This window comes from Streptomyces sp. NPDC127177 (assembly GCF_042672475.1).
Taxonomy (GTDB): Bacteria; Actinomycetota; Actinomycetes; order Streptomycetales; family Streptomycetaceae; genus Streptomyces.
This window is the reverse complement of sequence record NZ_JBHXUW010000004.1, coordinates 62,297-78,760: the sequence shown is the minus strand read 5'-3', so window position 1 is coordinate 78,760 and position 16,464 is coordinate 62,297. Positions and strand designations below refer to the sequence as shown.

The 16,464-nt window shown below is 71.4% G+C and carries 12 protein-coding genes and 1 riboswitch; of the genes, 7 read left to right on the top strand and 5 right to left on the bottom strand.

Features of this window, described 5'->3' with window-relative positions:
- Nucleotides 1-37: 37 nt before the first annotated feature.
- The 3 genes from ACFVJX_RS04840 to ACFVJX_RS04830 all read right to left on the bottom strand — a co-directional run bounded on the left by ACFVJX_RS04840 (nucleotide 38) and on the right by ACFVJX_RS04830 (nucleotide 3,102).
- Entirely contained in the window at nucleotides 38-1,075 is a 1,038-nt protein-coding gene (locus ACFVJX_RS04840; protein ID WP_384123870.1) for a transporter substrate-binding domain-containing protein, read from the bottom strand.
- Nucleotides 1,076-1,234: 159 nt separating this feature from the next.
- Nucleotides 1,235-1,999: an amino acid ABC transporter ATP-binding protein gene (locus tag ACFVJX_RS04835; RefSeq protein ID WP_384124066.1), complete on the bottom strand. Its 765-nt coding sequence runs from the start codon at nucleotides 1,997-1,999 to the stop codon at nucleotides 1,235-1,237.
- A 98-nt stretch (nucleotides 2,000-2,097) separates the two neighbouring features.
- Nucleotides 2,098-3,102, bottom strand: coding sequence for an amino acid ABC transporter permease (locus ACFVJX_RS04830; RefSeq protein WP_384123868.1), 1,005 nt, complete (start codon nucleotides 3,100-3,102; stop codon nucleotides 2,098-2,100).
- A gap of 580 nt (nucleotides 3,103-3,682) precedes the next feature.
- Nucleotides 3,683-3,790, top strand: a riboswitch (SAM riboswitch).
- A gap of 245 nt (nucleotides 3,791-4,035) precedes the next feature.
- On the opposite strand from ACFVJX_RS04830, the gene ACFVJX_RS04825 reads away from it, so the two are divergent.
- On the top strand, nucleotides 4,036-4,839 hold the full coding sequence (locus ACFVJX_RS04825; protein ID WP_384123866.1) for a glutathione S-transferase C-terminal domain-containing protein: 804 nt from the start codon (nucleotides 4,036-4,038) through the stop codon (nucleotides 4,837-4,839).
- On the opposite strand, the gene ACFVJX_RS04820 is transcribed toward ACFVJX_RS04825, so the two are convergent.
- Nucleotides 4,824-7,208, bottom strand: coding sequence for an ATP-binding cassette domain-containing protein (locus ACFVJX_RS04820; protein WP_384123864.1), 2,385 nt, complete (start codon nucleotides 7,206-7,208; stop codon nucleotides 4,824-4,826). The genes ACFVJX_RS04825 and ACFVJX_RS04820 overlap by 16 nt on opposite strands.
- Nucleotides 7,209-7,426: 218 nt before the next feature.
- On the opposite strand from ACFVJX_RS04820, the gene ACFVJX_RS04815 reads away from it, so the two are divergent.
- The 4 genes from ACFVJX_RS04815 (at nucleotide 7,427) to ACFVJX_RS04800 (ending at nucleotide 12,416) form a co-directional block, all read left to right on the top strand.
- A complete protein-coding gene (locus ACFVJX_RS04815) occupies nucleotides 7,427-8,197 on the top strand; it encodes an IclR family transcriptional regulator (RefSeq protein WP_384123862.1) in 771 nt (256 codons plus the stop codon).
- Nucleotides 8,198-8,326: 129 nt separating this feature from the next.
- The gene (locus tag ACFVJX_RS04810) at nucleotides 8,327-9,754 is read left to right on the top strand and encodes a hypothetical protein (RefSeq protein WP_384123861.1); all 1,428 of its coding nucleotides are present in this window, start codon (nucleotides 8,327-8,329) and stop codon (nucleotides 9,752-9,754) included.
- A 116-nt stretch (nucleotides 9,755-9,870) separates the two neighbouring features.
- Nucleotides 9,871-11,142 (top strand): AAA family ATPase, encoded by a 1,272-nt coding sequence (locus ACFVJX_RS04805; RefSeq protein ID WP_384123859.1) that lies wholly within the window; start codon nucleotides 9,871-9,873, stop codon nucleotides 11,140-11,142.
- On the top strand, nucleotides 11,139-12,416 hold the full coding sequence (locus tag ACFVJX_RS04800; protein ID WP_384123857.1) for a VWA-like domain-containing protein: 1,278 nt from the start codon (nucleotides 11,139-11,141) through the stop codon (nucleotides 12,414-12,416). The genes ACFVJX_RS04805 and ACFVJX_RS04800 overlap by 4 nt, the downstream gene beginning before the upstream one ends.
- Before the next feature lie 53 nt (nucleotides 12,417-12,469).
- On the opposite strand, the gene ACFVJX_RS04795 is transcribed toward ACFVJX_RS04800, so the two are convergent.
- A complete protein-coding gene (locus ACFVJX_RS04795; RefSeq protein WP_384123855.1) occupies nucleotides 12,470-13,033 on the bottom strand; it encodes a helix-turn-helix domain-containing protein in 564 nt (187 codons plus the stop codon).
- 120 nt (nucleotides 13,034-13,153) lie between these two features.
- Here ACFVJX_RS04795 and ACFVJX_RS04790 point away from each other — a divergent pair, with 120 nt between their 5' ends.
- Complete coding sequence (locus ACFVJX_RS04790; protein WP_384123853.1) at nucleotides 13,154-14,395, top strand: benzoate/H(+) symporter BenE family transporter; 1,242 nt, start codon at nucleotides 13,154-13,156, stop codon at nucleotides 14,393-14,395.
- 132 nt (nucleotides 14,396-14,527) lie between these two features.
- On the top strand, nucleotides 14,528-16,321 hold the full coding sequence (locus ACFVJX_RS04785; RefSeq protein ID WP_384123851.1) for an ABC transporter ATP-binding protein: 1,794 nt from the start codon (nucleotides 14,528-14,530) through the stop codon (nucleotides 16,319-16,321).
- The last annotated feature ends 143 nt before the right edge of the window (nucleotides 16,322-16,464 follow it).

Sequence of the window (16,464 nt, the reverse complement as noted above, 5' to 3'; positions counted from 1 at the left end):
GGGCTCGTGGCGGCGCCGTCCTCGGCGTGGGCGCGGGTCAGGAGTTGTCGAGCGGCAGACCGGGCGGGTTGACCAGGGAGGAGGGGACGGCCTCGTTGGAGAGGTTCCAGGCGGCGAGCCACTTGGCGTACTGCCCGTTCTTGATCAGGTGGTTGATCGCGTCGGCGAGGGGCTTCGCCAGTCCGCTGTCCTTCTTCGCGGTGGCCGCGATCAGCCCCTGGAGCGTCTCCCCCGCGCCGGAGAACTTGCCGGCGTTACGCGTCGGGTTGGGGGTCTTCGCGGTCTGGGTGATGTGGTACGAGATACCGGGGTTGGGGCCGAACGAGAGGTCGATCTTCCCGCTGGACAGGGCGAGGGCCGTGGCGTTGTTGTCCCGGTAGTACTTGACGGTGAGCTTCTTGCCCGCCTTCGCCAGCTTCGCCTTCCACTCCAGCAGGATCCTCTCCTGGTTGGTGCCGGCGCTGACGGCGACGGTCCGGCCGGCCAGGTTCCGGTAGTCGCCATCGAAGTTCCAGGTGCTCTTCTTCAGCGCCTCGAAGGCGAGGTTGTCCTGCCGGTACGAGGCGAACTCGTACTTCTTCTTGCGTTCCTCGGTGTCGGTGACGTTCGCGATGGCCACATCGACCTTGCCGCTGTCGACGCCGACGAACATGTTCTCCCAGGTCGAGTTCTTCAGCTCGGGCTCCAGTCCGAGGACGGCCGCGACCAGTCGGCCGAGGTCGGGTTCCGCGCCGGTGAGGGTCTTCTGGTCCTCACCGACGTACGCGAGGGGCGCGAACCCGGCGGGAAGCGCACCCACGCCGATCACCAGCTTGCCGCTGCCGGCAACCGACTTGGGCAGCTCGGCGCTGATCGACTTCACCTCGGACACCTTGATGTCGGTCGGCTTGGCTGCGCCGTTGGAGAGCCGGCCGACCGCGACCGTTCCGGACGGTGCGCTGTCGGTCCTGGCCGCGGCGTCGCCGTCACCACCGCACGCGGCGAGCCCGGTGGCGAGCGAGGCGATGGCGGCGGAGGCGGCGATACCGCGACGGAGTGCGCTGCGGCGTCCGCTGCGGAGGATGAGGGTGCGCATGGTGGCTGTCCTTGTCGGGTGCGGTGAGGGTGTGCGGGGAAGATGGAGGGGGCTGGGCCCGGCGGCTTCAGAAGGAGCCGCCGGGGTCGTGCCACGGAGCGGCCAGGGGCCGTGCCACGGAGCCGCCGGGGTTCGTGCCACGGAGCCGCAGGGCCGGGGTCAGAGCACCTTGCTCAGGAAGTCCCTGGTCCGCTCGTGCCGCGGGTGGTCCAGTACCTGCTCGGGCGGGCCCTGTTCGACGATCCGGCCGCCGTCCATGAAGACGACGCGGTCGGCGACCTCGCGGGCGAAGCCGATCTCGTGCGTGACGACCAGGAGGGTGGTTCCGCTGCCGGCCAGATCCTTGATCACGGCCAGCACCTCGCCGACCAGTTCGGGGTCGAGCGCGGAGGTCGGCTCGTCGAAGAGGATCACGCCGGGCCGCAGGGCCAGGGCGCGGGCGATGGCCACACGCTGCTGCTGCCCGCCGGAGAGCTGACGCGGGTAGGTGTCCGCCCGGTCCGCGAGCCCCACCCGGGCGAGCAGGCCGCGGGCCAGCTCCCGTGCCTCGGGTTTGGTCAGCTTCCCCGTCGCCACGGGAGCCGCGGCCACGTTGTCCAGGACGGTCAGGTGCGGGAAGAGGTTGAAGTTCTGGAAGACGAAGCCGATCCGGCTGCGCTGCGCCAGGATCGCGCGCTCGCTCAGCTCCTTGAGACGGCCGCGCTGCCTGCGTACGCCGATCAGCTCGCCGTTCAGGCTGACGTGGCCGATCTCGGGCTTCTCCAGGTGGTTGATCACCCGCAGGAGGGTGGACTTGCCGGAGCCGGACGGACCGAGGACGACCGTGACCTCCCCTGGCCGCACGGTCAGCGCCACGCCGTCCAGGACGCGTTGGGAGCCGTACCACTTGTGCACGTCGTGCACCTCGACAGCCGCGGGACGCACCACTGGCGTCCCGGCCGCGTCCGCCGCCGGCGTCGCGTCCGTCTCCCCTGTCGTCACAGCCGATTCGGTCGACTCCGCCGTCCCGGTCGCCTTGGCGCTCATATCGCCGTCTCCTTCCGGACCCGGGCCCGCAGATCGCCGAGGCCGGTCCGCAGCTTCTGCAACGGGGTCGGGGGCAGGGTCCGCAGCGCGCCCCGCGAGTAGTGCCGCTCGACGTAGAACTGGATGACGGACACCACGCTGGTGAGGATCAGGTACCAGGCGGTTGCGACCAGCAGCAGCGGCACGATGTCGCCGGGGTAGGTGCTGCCCATGCTCTGTACGGAGCCGAACAGGTCGAGCAGCGAGACGTAGAACACCAGCGAGGTGCCCTTGATCAGGCCGATCAGCTGGTTGACGTAGTTCGGGGTGATGGAGCGCAGCGCCTGCGGAAAGACGATCTTCGCGAACTGGTACCGCTTCGGGAGTCCGAGGGCGGAGGCCGCCTCGTGCTGGCCCTGGTCCACCGAGAGGATGCCGCCGCGCACCACCTCGGAGGCGTATGCCGCCTCGTTCAGGCTGAGGCCGATGACGGCGACGACCATGTCGGTGGCCAGGCGCGACTCGTCGAAGCTGAAGAACGCGGGGCCGAACGGCACACCGACGCTCAGCGTCCGGTAGAGCGCGCTGAAGTTGTAGAGGAACAGCAGGACGACGATCAGCGGCACCGATCGGAAGAGCCAGGTGTAGAGCCAGCTGACCGCGCGCAGCACCGGGCTCGGGGAGAGCCTCGCCAGGGCCAGCAGCACACCGCCGAGGAGTCCCAACGCGGCGCTGTACACGGCGACTTCGAGGGTGATGAGCAGTCCGTCGAGAATGGTGGGGCGCAGGAACCAGTATTGGAACCGGTCCCACTGGTAGAAGGGGTTGGTCACCAGGCCATGGAGGATCTGGGCGGCCAGTACGAGTACGACGGCCGTGACGATCCAGCGGCCGGGACGCAGCAGCGGGCGGACCCGCTGCGCGGCCAGGGGCTTCGGCTCGGCAGGTGGAGCGGGGCGGGGGGCCGCCTCGGTGGGCGGCGCCGAGCCGGAGGACACAGCGACGCCTGGGGATTCACTCACGGAGGGCTCCAGCGGATACGGACAGCCCGGACCGCTGACGGCAGCGGCGCCGCACCGGTCGGACATGACTCGGCGGGACGCGGCGCACAGCACGGGACGGGGGCCGGGCGGGGAGAGGACACACCGCGAAAGCGGTGGACGTCAGAAGCTCAGAAGGCCGGTCAGCCTTGACAGAGCGCGCGACAAGCGGCGGTACACAGAGCGCTGTTGACGCGCTGCAGGTCGACGGAGCGGTTCGCGCAGAGCAGGACGCGGCCGCGGGACCGCCAGGCAGCCATCCCCTCAGCTGCGTTCATCGCCCTCACCGTCACCATTCCGCCCCGCGGGGCCTCGCGCTCACCGAACGTCGTCAGGTCCGGTCCTCACCTGGGGCACCCCACCGCCGGGCGGCGGGCCAGGGCGTTCAGCGAATCCCCGGCGCCGTTCTGCGCCGCAAGTTAGGCATGCACCGAAAGGAATGTCAACGCCGGTGACCACCAGGCGAGACGGCCCGTACGGCCTTCTTGACGGCGTCACGCGGCGCACCGAAACTGGCATGGACGGTCACGATTGTCAGCGCCCCCTGCGCGGGATCCTTCCTGCTCACGAGGTCATCGGCCCCGGCCCGCTGGCAGGCAACCCTTCCACCGCGACGGGGTGCCCCGGGTGACGACCGGGTCCCGCCGGCGCGGCGGGGCAAGCGTGGTCTCGCGTCTCGCGAGCCCCGGAGTCGGGACCGGTGGGATTTGTCCAGGAACGGCTTGACGAGGCGCCTGCACATCGATCTGCTGCGTGTCTCCAGCGCTTACTAGCCCGGCAGACCCGGACGCGTACAGGTCCGTCCGATCGTGATCCGGACCGGTGCGAAAGCGCAGTCGTTCCCCACCCGGCCGCCCATGCCCACAAGGCGGCGGTGGCTTCCTCGTTCCCACAGGGATCCCCAAAGGGAGAGTCATGCCCGAGACAGCTTCGCGCGGTTCCAGCACAGCCAACTCGATCACATGCGGCTCGATTTCACCCGGACCGAGCCCACGCGCCGCACATCCGCGTCCGCCGGCGGCCGTACCGTCCTCCCCCATCCACAGCCGGATCGGCGTCGGTCTGGCCGGTGGCTTCTATCCGGCTCCGCACCGCTACGAGCTTTTCCTGTCGGCGAGTTGTCCGCGCTCGCTGCGTATCTCGATCACCCTCGGCCTGCTCGGTCTCCAGGACTCGGTCGCCACCACACGGCTGGGACACCCCGCCGAGACGCCCGAAGCCTTCGCCTCGCTGCGCAGCGCGTACGAGGCCACCATGCACCACTACGACGGGCCGCTGACCGCGCCCGCGCTGTGCGACCGGTGGAGCGGACGGATCGTCAGCAACCACACCCCCGACATCCTCAGGGACCTGGCCGGCCTGCTCTCCGGGCACGACGAGGCCTGCCCCTCCACGCTGCGTCCGCCGGAGCTCGCCGCGGACATCGAAGCCCTCCGTGACCTGCTGGACCAGCACGTCACCCCGTCCGCCGAGCCCTCGGAGCGATCGGCGGCGCTCGACCTGGTGGATCAGTACCTCGCCCCGCGGCCCTATGTGCTGGGTGAGGAGCTGACGGCTGCGGATGTGGACCTGTGGGTGGCGCTCGTCCATCTCGGGCCGGCCGTCCTCGCCACACACCCCCGGCTCGGGGACTACGTGCGCCGCCTCGGCGGCCACCCCGCCTTCCCCGACAGCAACGACGTGGCGACCGTCACGGCTTCCGGTCAGGCGCCGACGTAGGCGGCGAGGTGCTCGCCGGTGAGGGTGGAGCGGTCGGCGACGAGGTCGGCTGGGGTGCCCTCGAAGACGAGCCTGCCGCCGTCGTGGCCGGCGCCGGGGCCCAGGTCGATGATCCAGTCGGCGTGCGCCATGACCGCCTGGTGGTGCTCGATCACGATGACCGACTTACCCGAGTCCACGAGCCGGTCGAGCAGGCCGAGCAACTGCTCGACATCGGCCGGGTGGAGTCCGGTGGTCGGCTCGTCGAGCACGTAGACGCCGCCCTTCTCCCCCATGTGCGTGGCCAGCTTCAGCCGTTGCCGCTCACCGCCGGAGAGTGTGGTGAGCGGCTGGCCGAGGCTGAGGTAGCCGAGCCCGACCTCGGAGAGTCTGCCGAGGACGCGGTGCGCGGCCGGGGTGTGCGCCTCGCCGCCGCCGAAGAACTCCTCGGCCTCCGTCACCGACATCGCGAGCACCTCGCTGATGTCGCGGCCACCGAGGCGGTATTCGAGCACCGAGGCCTGGAACCGCTTCCCCTCGCACTCCTCGCAGACGGTGGCGACGCCCGCCATCATCGCGAGGTCGGTGTAGACGACACCCGCGCCGTTGCAACCGGGGCAGGCGCCGTCGGAGTTCGCGCTGAACAGCGCCGGCTTCACATCGTTGGCCTTGGCGAACGCCTTGCGGACCGGGTCGAGCAGTCCGGTGTACGTCGCGGGGTTGCTCCGTCGTGAGCCACGGATCGCGCTCTGGTCGATCGGCACGACGCCGTCCAGGCCCGAGACCGAGCCGTGGATCAGCGAGCTCTTTCCGGAACCGGCGACGCCGGTGACGACGGCCAGGACCCCGAGCGGGATGTCGACGTCGACGCCGCGCAGGTTGTTCTCCTCCGCGCCGCGGATCTCCAGCGTGCCGGTGGGCTCGCGCAGCGACTCCTTGAGGGCGGCCCGGTCGTCGAAGTGGCGTCCGGTGACCGTGCCCGCTGACCGCAGCCCGTCGACCGTTCCCTCGAAGCAGACGGTGCCGCCAGCCACGCCGGCGCCGGGACCGAGGTCGACGACGTGGTCGGCGATCGCGATGGTCTCCGGCTTGTGCTCCACGACGAGCACCGTGTTGCCCTTGTCCCGCAGGCGCAGCAGCAGGCTGTTCATCCGCTGGATGTCGTGGGGGTGCAGGCCCGCGGTGGGTTCGTCGAAGACGTAGGTGACGTCGGTGAGGGAGGAGCCCAGGTGCCGGATCATCTTGACGCGCTGCGCCTCGCCACCCGACAGCGTTCCCGACGGCCGGTCGAGTGCGAGGTAGCCGAGGCCGATCTCGACGAACGAGTCCAGAGTCTGCCGCAGCGCGGTGAGCAGGGGTGCCACCGAGGGCTCGTCGAGACCGCGGACCCATGCGGCCAGGTCGCTGATCTGCATCGCGCAGGCGTCGGCGATGCTGATCCGCTTGATCCTGGACGACCGGGCCCCTTCGCTGAGCCGGCTACCGTCGCACTCGGGGCAGGTGGCGAAGGCGACCGCCCGCTCCACGAAGGCACGGATGTGGGGTTGCAGCGCTTCCTTGTCCTTGGACAGGAACGACTTCTGGATCTTGGGGATCAGTCCCTCGTAGGTGAGGTTGACGCCCTCGACCTTGACCTTGGTCGGCTCCCGGTAGAGAAAGTCCTGCATCTCCTTCTTGGTGTACTTGCGGATCGGCTTGTCCGGGTCGAGCAGCCCCGACTCGGCGTAGACCCGGACGGTCCAGAAGCTGTCCGACTTCCAGCCGGGAATGGTGAACGCGCCGTCGGCCAGCGACTTGGAGTCGTCGTAGAGCTGGGTGAGGTCGATGTCGGAGACGGTGCCCCGGCCCTCGCAACGGCTACACATGCCTCCGGTGCGGTTGAAGGTCGCCTTCACCGCCTTCTTGTTGCCGCGCTCGACGGTGATGGCGCCGCTGGCCCGGACGGAGGGAACGTTGAAGGCGTACGCACCGGGCGGGCCGATGTGCGGCTTGCCGAGCCGGCTGAAGAGGATGCGCAGCATCGCGTTGGCGTCGGTGACCGTGCCGACGGTGGAGCGCGGATCGGCGCCCAGTCTCTGCTGGTCGACGATGATCGCGGTCGTGAGCCCGTCCAGGACGTCGACCTCGGGCCGGGCCAGTGTGGGCATGAAGCCCTGCACGAAGGCGCTGTAGGTCTCGTTGATCAGCCGCTGCGACTCGGCGGCGATCGTGTTGAACACCAGCGAGGTCTTGCCCGATCCGGAGACACCGGTGAACACCGTGAGCCGCCGCTTCGGGATCTCGATGCTGACGTCCTTGAGGTTGTTCACGCGCGCGCCGTGCACACGGATCATGTCGTGGATGTCGGCAGCGTGCGGGGCAGGCGACTTGGCGTCCGTCCTGGTGGCCATGGTGATCGTTTCTCCATCTGTCCGTCGGGGGCCGGGCCTGTGATCGCTGCCCAGCATTCACGCTAGCCGCGGCGCGTGGAGCACGCTTCTTCATTCCTGACCGGCCCCGCCGGCCGCCACCGCCCGTGTGACGCCCCTGGACCGTTTCCGCGCCCCAGGTCAGGGGCGGTAAGCAGGACATATTGCCACTGCCCGGCACCGGGTCCATGCTTGTGGGCATGGGTGACGAGGCCGGCCCCGAACTCACCGCGTACGTCAAGCGCGCTCTCCGAGTCATGGAGGCCGCCGGGGCGCACGCGGCAGGAGCGCCCGTCCAGCAGCTGGCCAGGGAGGCCGGACTGCCCCTGACGACCGTCCAGGAGCTGCTGAAGGAGCTCGCGCGGGACGGCTATCTGACCGTGCTGGACGACGGCATGGTCACCCTCTCCGGCAGCCGCTCCCCGCTGGGTGCCGGGCGCGACGACACGCAGTCGCTGAGCCGGGTCCGGCCCGTCCTGACGTCCTTGCGCAACGACCTCTCGGCCGCGGTCTACCTGACGGTGTACGAGGAGGGCGAGATCCGTGTGATGGAGATCGTCGACAGCGCCCGCGCGCCCCGCGTGGACCTCTGGGTGGGTTTCCAGGACGCCGGACACGCCACGGCGCTGGGCAAGGCCGTGCTGCGCGAACTGGACGAGCAGGCGCGCGCCGATTACTTCTCCCGGCACCCTCTGACCGATCTCACGCCCCGCACGATCACGGGCCGTGAGGAACTGTTGCGTCAGCTCGACTCCTCGCCCGCCGGACCGGTCGTCATGGACCGCGAGGAGTACGCGCGCGGCACGACATGCGTCGCTGTGCCCGTGTACAGCGGGGACCGGATCGGCTCGCTCGGTATCTCCTTCCGCTCGGACCGGATGTACCGGACCAGCCGGGTCCGTGCCGAGCTGCTGTCGTCGGCGATGCGCGTGACCCTGGGCCTCTCGCTCCCCGACCAGGGCGGTCCTTGACCAGGGCGGCCCTTCCGGCAGTCCGACCGGAAACCCCTGGAAGTCCGGTGCCCGGCGCGATACGGTCGCCGGGATGACAATCCACTCTGTTCACAGATTGGGGGACCCGTCCGCGCAAGGTGAGTGCTGATGCTCACCGAGACCGCGAACAGGGACTCCTGTTTCCCCTACTGGCTGCGCGTGCGCGAGTTCGCCGTGCCGCCCTCCATGATCGAGACCGCGACCGCCCGCCGTTCCGCCGGGGACTGGGCAGGTGCGTGCGCCGCAGCGGGCGTCGACGTGGATCTGAATCTGCGTGCCGTCGCACGCGCTCATGGCAGCGCCCTCGCCACCCGAATCAGGGCGGATCTGCGGCATCTGGCCCCTGACCTGCTGCGTTGGCATATGCCGCGGATCGCCCCCGACGGTCTTCTGCGCCCCGGCCTGACCATCGCGCTGGCCCGTTACGGAACCGGCGACCGCGAAGGACCGCGAGCGGTGCAGCTCGTGGTCCGGACCCCGCCGGCCTGGGCGGACGGCGGTCAGCGGATCAGCCTCGCGCTGTGGGACGGTTCCCTCTCCGGGACGGGCGCCCGCGGCCATCCGCATCCGCGCCCCGGCCGGCGGTTCCGGCTCGACCTGCACCGCCACCTGTGGGACGCGCGCAGTTCCGACGAACTGCGGGCCCGGTCAGGAGCGGGCCCGGTCCGCCCCGACGACCGTCATGTGCTGACCCCGGAGGCGCTCGGACCGGGGCCGCGGCTGTACCGCCCTGCCGTCGGCCGGTGGGCGGACGAGGCAGGAATCCTGCTCCGCGCCGAGGGTCTGCCGCCGGCCGCGGCCGTGGTCGTGCGGCTCGGGGCCCGGCGCCGGCTGCGCCTGGAGCCGCCGCCGGGGGCCGCGCACGGCCCGCCCTCACTGGTGGTCCCGGCGGCGCCCGGTGACGAGGGCGTCCGCGCGCTGCCGGTCCTGCCCGACGCCGCGACCTGGCTGCCACCCGACCTGGACCTGCTCCGCGCCGGTGAGATCGGGGCCGACCGGCTGCACCCCCTGGTCGCCGCGGCGCTCGTGCCGGGCCATCCGCCTGCCGCTTCCCGCCGGACGCCGGACCGGGCGGGAGAGCCCCGTCCGGTCGAATGCCGCGGCGACCTGCATCGCATCGGCCTGGTCGACGGGGTGCTGGCGGCGCTCGACCACGACCCGGCCGAGATCCGCCGCGAGGAACTCCTGGTCGCCCTGACCGGCACTCCGCTCCCCTGCCTGCGGGCCATCGACGAGGCACACCGGGAGCCGCACTGCCTCGCCGGCGTCCGTGACCGGCTGATCCATGGCGACACCGCCGGTGCGCTGGCTGTCGTCGAGGGTCTGCTGGGCCCCGACGCGATGCTGCGCAACGGCGCCCTCCGGGACGAACTGGAGGCGGCCGCGCGACGACGGGTCGTCTACGGACTCTTCAGAGCGGGCCTGACCGGAGGCGCGCCCGGCCCTGGGCGCGACCGCATCCCTCCGAACGGTTCCCATCCCCGTTCCCGCTCCTGCGACCGCACCCCGCGTCCACGCCTCGCGACCCTTCGCTGACCCGGGGCCCCGCCCTCCGCCCACGCCCACCACGAACCCGTAGCCCCACGCGCCCACGCGCCCCATCACGGTCCCGCGCTGCCCCGCGCCCGCCACGAACCCCAAGGTGATGAGACATGACCACATGTGCCCCGCCCGACGCGACCGGCGTCCCCGCCACCCCCACCGTTACCCCTGTCCCCCGGCTCGACGTCGCCGGTGAGCTGCTCGGCCTGCTGCGCGACACCGGAACCGAACCACGCCCCGACGCACAGCTGGAGGCGCTGACCCTGGCGGTCGCCGCCGATCTGCCGGTGCTTCTGTGGGGCGAACCGGGGATCGGCAAGACCGCCGCCCTGACCCAGCTCGCGACGGCCCTGGATCTGCCGCTGACCACGGTCATCGCCAGCGTGCACGAGCCGTCCGACTTCTCGGGGCTGCCCATCGTCGGGGAGGACCCCGCGGAGCAGGGCGTTCCGATGGCCCCGCCGGACTGGGCGGTGCGACTGGCACGGGCAGGCCGCGGGCTGCTGTTCCTCGACGAACTGTCCACCGCTCCCCCGGCCGTTCAGGCCGCACTGCTGCGTCTGGTCCTCGAACGCCGCATCGGTTCGCTGCGACTTCCGCCCGGCGTGCGGATCGTGGCGGCCGCCAATCCGCGGTCGTCGGCGGCCGACGGCTGGGAACTGAGCCCTCCCCTGGCCAACCGGTTCGTCCACCTCCAGTGGACCCACGACCACGAGGTCGTGGTGCGCGGCCTCGGTGGGGTCTGGCCCCGGGCGACACTGCCCCGGCTCGCCCCGGACAAGCTCCCGGACGCGGTGGACTTCGCCCGCCGTGCCGTCTGCGGACTCCTCTCCGCCCGCCCCGCGCTCGTGCACCGGCTGCCCGGCAACGAGACGCGCAGGGGCGGACCGTGGCCCTCGCCCCGGAGCTGGGACATGACGCTCACCCTGATCGCCTTCGCGACCGCGGCGGGCTCCTCCCGCGAGGTGCTGTCCTCGTTGGTACGCGGCACCGTGGGCGACGGTCCCGGCCTCGAACTGCTGGCGAGCCTGGACCGGATGGACCTTCCCGACCCCGAGACGCTGCTCGCCGACCCGGAGCGTGCCGAGCTGCCCGAGCGGGGGGATCTGCGTCAGGCCGTGCTCGACGGGGTGGTGGCCGCGGTCCGCAACCGCCCCGAGAAGTCCCGATGGGACGCGGCGTGGGCGCTCCTCGTACGGGCCCTGGAGTCGGGGGCGCCGGATCTGGTGGTCGTCCCCGCGACCACGCTCGCCGCGCTGCGGCAGGAGGACTGGGACGTCCCCGCGTCGATCGAGCAGCTCGCCGGGGTCGTGTCCCTGTCCCGCCGGGCCGACCGGGCCGCGGTCCGTACCGCGACCGCCGCCGCGAAAGCCCGCCGATGACGGCCCGGACACCGGGAGCGCCCGGAGCACCGGGCGCACTGGACCTCGACAAGCTCTTCGCGGCCAGACTGCACGCCGCCCGCGTGCGCCCCTACCTGGCGACGGCGCTGTTCGCCCTGCACACCGTCGAGTCGTGGCGGGTACCGACGATGGCCGTGGACCGGCACTGGCGGTGCTACGTCTCCCCCGCGTTCGTGGCCGCGACTCCGGTGGAGGAACTGGCGGGGGTGTGGGTGCACGAGATCTCCCATCTGCTGCGCGACCACCACGGGCGCGGCGACCGGGTCGCACGGGAGCGCGGGCTGAACGGCCCCGGGGACCGGCTGCGGATGAACATCGCGGCGGACTGCGAGATCAACGACGACGTGTTCGGGGAGGGGCTGGCCCGGCCCGAGGGCGCCGTCGATCCGGAGTCCATGGGACTCCACGACGGCGAGCTCATGGAGGACTATCTGCGGCAGTTCCGGCTCGGACCGCACACGCGGGACCTCGTCTGGCTGGACTGCGGCAGCGGCGCCGACGGACTGGAGAGGGAATGGGACCTCGGACCGAACGGTGCGCACGGACTCAGTGCGCAGGAACGGGACATGGTCCGGTTCCGGGTGGCCGAGGGCATCAGGGGGCGCCCGGGAAGCGCCCCGAAGGGGTGGCAGCGGTGGGCGGAGGAGGCGTTCCATCCCCCGCAGGCGTGGCGGGAGTTGCTGGGCGCGGCCGTGCGCTCGGCGGCCTCGGGCTCCGGGGCGGGCCAGGACTACACCTACGGCCGGCCGTCCCGGCGCTCGGCGGGGGTGCCCGGCGCGGTGCTGCCGAGCCTCCGTCGCCGGCCGCCCCGGGTCTCGGTGATCATCGACACCTCCGGCTCGGTCAGCGACGCCGAACTGGGCAGCGCGCTCCTAGAGGTCGCGTCCATCTCCCGCGCCGTGGGCGGCCGTCGGGACCTGGTCGGCGTCCTGTCGTGCGACGCGGCCGCCGGCGTCGTGCATCCGCTGTGCCGTGCCGAGGGAATTCCCCTGATGGGCGGTGGCGGTACGGATCTGCGCTCGGGTTTCGCCGAGGCGGTCCGGGCACGGCCCCGCCCGGACGTCATCGTGGTCCTCACCGACGGGCAGACGCCCTGGCCGGACACCCGGCCAGGGTGCCGGACGGTGGTGGGGCTGTTCCCCCGGGAGCACTCGCGCCGGTCGTGGAGCGAGGAGGACCCCGACTACGTGCCGGACTCACCGCCCGATTGGGCGCGCACGGTCGTCATCGGTTCGGCTCCCGGCGGCCGGTGAGCCCTGGGGCGGGTGCGGGGAGACGAAGTCGGCGGCGCGCCCGTCACCGCCCGTCACCGCCCGTCACCCTCCCGGGGCGACGACGGATAGCACACGAAGAGGATGCCGTGGACGTCCGCGTCCACCGCGCTGTAGACGTGGGGCACGTCTGCCCGCCAGTGCGCGGAGGCTCCGGGGCCGACCGTCGTCGTGTCGTGCGGCGGGCCGACGACGGCGGTGCCGGTCAGCACCATCAGGCTCTCCCCCGTGCCCGGTACGTGCGCGTCGGACTCCTGCGTGACGCCCGCACGGATGGTCACACGGAACACATCGGTCACCGCGGCGCCGTCCTCGTGCCGCTCCAGCAGCATCGCGGTGACGGCGCTGCCCGACACACCGGGGAGAGCCGCGCCGGAGGCGCTCTCCGGCGCGGGGTCGCTCAGTACGGCACTGAGCGGGCAGCCGAGGGCGGTGGTGAGCGCGTACAAGGTCTCGAGGGTGGGGTTGCGCAGTCCGCTCTCCAGCTCGGACAGCGTGCCCTTTCCCACCCTCGACCGCCGGGACAACTCCGAGAGGGAGAGGCTCTGTTCGCGCCGCAGCGCCCGCAGCCTGCGCCCCAGGTCCTCGTTCAGTCCCATCGGCGTCCACCCACTCCGCGTATCCGGTTGACGGGTGTCGGCCCGCCTCTCTAGTGTTCCACAAACAGAACGTTCCGTATACGGAACACACTCGCACCGTACAGGGGAAGTGGCCCACTCATGCTCGCGATCAGCCGCATACGCTCGGCCGCACCACCCTCGGCCGTGGCCGCCGGACTGATCGCCGTCATGGTGGGGGTCACCAGCTCGGCGGCCCTGGTGTTCACGGCCGCCAAGGCGGCGGGAGCCGACTCCCGCGAGATCTCCTCCTGGATGCTCGCACTCGGCGTCGGTCTGGCCTGTACCTGCATCGGCCTTTCGCTGCGCTACCGGGCCCCTGTCGTCACCGCGTGGTCGACGCCGGGGGCCGCACTCCTGACGACCGGTCTGAGCGGAGTGTCCATGGCACAGGCCGTCGGTGCGTTCGTCTTCTCCGCGCTGCTCATCCTCGTCAGCGGGGTGACCGGATGGTTCGGCCGTGTCATGAGCCGGATCCCGGTGCCGCTGGCGGCCGCACTGCTGGCCGGAGTCCTGCTGCGGTTCGGCACCGGGCTGTTCAGCACGATGCACGGCAGCTTCGGCGTCGCCTTCCCGATGTTCGTGCTCTATCTGCTGGGCCGCCGCCTGCTCCCCCGTTACGCGGTGCTGCTGGCGCTGGCCGCGGGGGTGGTGGCCACGGTGTTCACCGGCGGGTGGCAGCTGGGCAAGGTCACGTTCGCCCTGGCCACACCGGTCTTCGTCACGCCGGAGTTCGACTGGAGGGTCCTCGTCAGCGTCGGCGCACCCCTGTTCGTGGTCACGATGGCCTCGCAGAATCTGCCCGGTGTCGCGGTGATCCGCGGCGCGGGCTACGACGTGCCGGTGTCCCCGCTGATGAAGTGGACCGGGGCCGCCAACGCCGTACTGGCACCGTTCGGTGCGTTCGGCCTCAACCTCGCCGCCATCACGGCCGCCATCTGCACCGGCGAGGAGGCGCACCCCGACCGGGACAGGCGCTACCTGGCGGCCGTCTGGGCGGGCGTCTTCTACCTCTGCGTGGGTCTGCTCGGAGCGACCGTGGCCTCGCTCCTCACCGCGATGCCGCAGGCACTGGTCCTGGCCATCGCCGGAATCGGCCTGCTCGCCACGATCGAGTCCTCGCTGACCACCGCCCTGGCCGAAAAGTCGTCGCGGGAGGCAGCAGTCGTGACCTTCCTCGCCACGGCTTCCGGAGTGACGCTCCTGGGGATCGGGTCGGCTTTCTGGGGGCTGCTGGCCGGTCTGATCACCAGCGCGATCGCCTCGATGGGGCGCCCCGGTCGCAAGGCCTCCGCGCCGGCTCCCGCCCCCGAACCCACACCGCGCCAACTCCGCGTCCCGTAGCGCCCGTCGGGCCCGCCACCCACCGGGGCCGCCGCCCCTCGGCACTCCCCCGTCCCGTCCGTTGTCCCGTCCGTTGTCCCGTCCGTGGGACGGGGTTGCCGTGCGCGGCAGGAGCGCGGTGGGATGGACTCCATGCCGAAAGCGCTTCCACCCGTCTCCGCCGAAACCCTGGCGCCCTTCGACCACCTGGACCACCGCTACCGCGGTGAGAATCCGATACGCACCCTCGGCCATCTCTTCCACCCCGACCGCGGCAAGCTGGCGCTCGCGGTCCTCGTCTTCATCGTGAAGCACAGCCCCATCTGGCTGCTTCCGCTGATCACGGCCACCGTCCTCGACGTGGTCGTCCAGCACGGCCCGGAATCCGGACTCTGGCAGTCCTCCGGCATCCTGCTCTTCATCCTCGTCATCAACTACCCGCTCCACCAGTGGTACGTACGGCTCCTCGGCGGCAGCATCCGGCGGATGGGCACGACTTTGCGCTCCGGGCTGTGCCGCCGGATGCAGCAGCTCTCCATCGGCTATCACGCCCGGGTCAGTTCGAGCGTCCTGCAGGCCAAGGTCGTCCGCGACGTGGAGTCGGTGGAACAGATGGTGCAGCAGAGCGCCGACATGGGGCTCGGCGCCGTCGTGACCCTGGTCGGCGGGCTCGTCGTCATCGGCGTGCGCGTGCCCGCGTTCCTGCCCGTCTTCCTCGTCGTCGTGCCCGCGGCCGGTCTCCTGGTGATGAAGCTGCGCGCGCGGCTGCGCAGCCACAACGAGTCCTTCCGCCGCGAGGTGGAACAACTCTCCTCCCGCGTGGGCGAGATGACCACGCTCATCCCCATCACCCGGGCCCATGGTCTGGAACGGACCGCTCTGGTCAGGGTCGACGGCTCGCTGAAGCAGGTGTTCGCCGCCGGTCTGCGCCTGGACACGGTCAACGGCCGGTTCGGGTCACTGGCGTGGGTCATCCTGAACACGCTCGGCGTGCTGTGCCTGACGGGCTCCGCCCTGGTCGCCTACCACGGCTGGATGCCCGTCACCGCCGGTGACGTGGTGATGCTCAGCTCCTTCTTCACCGTACTGACCGGATCCGTGACCACGCTGCTCGGTCTGGCCCCCGTGCTCACCAAGGGGCTGGAGTCGGTACGTTCGGCGGGCGAGGTGCTCCAGGCCCCCGACCTCGAACGCAATGCCGGCAAGACGCAGGTGGAACAGGTGACCGGCCGGATCGACTTCGAGGACGTCGGATTCGCCTACGACGACGCGGCCCCGGCGGTCGACGGGTTCACCCTCTCCGCACGGCCGGGCGAGACCATCGCGCTGGTCGGAGCCTCGGGTGCGGGCAAATCGACCGTGCTCAACCTGCTCATCGGCTTCATCCGCCCCACCTCGGGCCGCATCATGCTGGACGGGACGGACATGGCCGGCCTCGACCTTCGCAGCTACCGGCGGTTCCTGTCGGTCGTGCCGCAGGAGTCGATCCTCTTCGAGGGCAGCATCCGCGACAACGTGACCTACGGAATGGGGGACACGGACGAGGCCACGCTGACCCGCGCCCTGGAGGACGCGAACGCGCTGGACTTCGTACGGGAACTGCCGCTCGGTCTGGACACGGTCGTCGGCCAGCGCGGCGCACGGCTCTCGGGCGGTCAGCGGCAACGGCTCGCCATCGCCAGGGCGCTGATCCGTGACCCCCGGGTACTGGTACTGGACGAGGCCACGTCCGCACTGGACAACCGCTCGGAGGCCCTCGTCCAGGAGGCCCTGTCGCGCCTGGTGCACGGCCGGACCGTCTTCGTCGTCGCCCACCGCCTCTCCACGATCCAGGGCGCCGACCGCATCGTGGCGATGGAGGGCGGCCGGATCTCGGAGGTGGGCACGCACGACGAACTGCTGGTCAGGGGCGGGGTGTACGCGGGACTCCAGCCGGCCCACCCGTGACCCGGGAGCCGACCCGTCCGTCCGGGCCCGGCCGGTGACACGGCCGGGGCCAACCACGGCGCATCACGTCGGCCGATCATAAGGTGTCCCGTGTGATCGTCAGTGAGCGTGGAGTGAGACGTCGGCCGGGCTATGCGGCCGCG

Excerpts from the sequence above, each read along its gene's own strand:
- ACFVJX_RS04840 (WP_384123870.1), bottom strand. The coding sequence starts at position 1,075 with ATGCGCACCCTCATCCTCCGCAGCGGACGCCGCAGCGCACTCCGTCGC.
- ACFVJX_RS04825 (WP_384123866.1), top strand. The coding sequence starts at position 4,036 with ATGCCCGAGACAGCTTCGCGCGGTTCCAGCACAGCCAACTCGATCACA.
- ACFVJX_RS04820 (WP_384123864.1), bottom strand. The coding sequence starts at position 7,208 with ATGGCCACCAGGACGGACGCCAAGTCGCCTGCCCCGCACGCTGCCGAC.
- ACFVJX_RS04815 (WP_384123862.1), top strand. The coding sequence starts at position 7,427 with ATGGGTGACGAGGCCGGCCCCGAACTCACCGCGTACGTCAAGCGCGCT.
- ACFVJX_RS04810 (WP_384123861.1), top strand. The coding sequence starts at position 8,327 with ATGCTCACCGAGACCGCGAACAGGGACTCCTGTTTCCCCTACTGGCTG.
- ACFVJX_RS04805 (WP_384123859.1), top strand. The coding sequence starts at position 9,871 with ATGACCACATGTGCCCCGCCCGACGCGACCGGCGTCCCCGCCACCCCC.
- ACFVJX_RS04800 (WP_384123857.1), top strand. The coding sequence starts at position 11,139 with ATGACGGCCCGGACACCGGGAGCGCCCGGAGCACCGGGCGCACTGGAC.
- ACFVJX_RS04795 (WP_384123855.1), bottom strand. The coding sequence starts at position 13,033 with ATGGGACTGAACGAGGACCTGGGGCGCAGGCTGCGGGCGCTGCGGCGC.
- ACFVJX_RS04790 (WP_384123853.1), top strand. The coding sequence starts at position 13,154 with ATGCTCGCGATCAGCCGCATACGCTCGGCCGCACCACCCTCGGCCGTG.
- ACFVJX_RS04785 (WP_384123851.1), top strand. The coding sequence starts at position 14,528 with ATGCCGAAAGCGCTTCCACCCGTCTCCGCCGAAACCCTGGCGCCCTTC.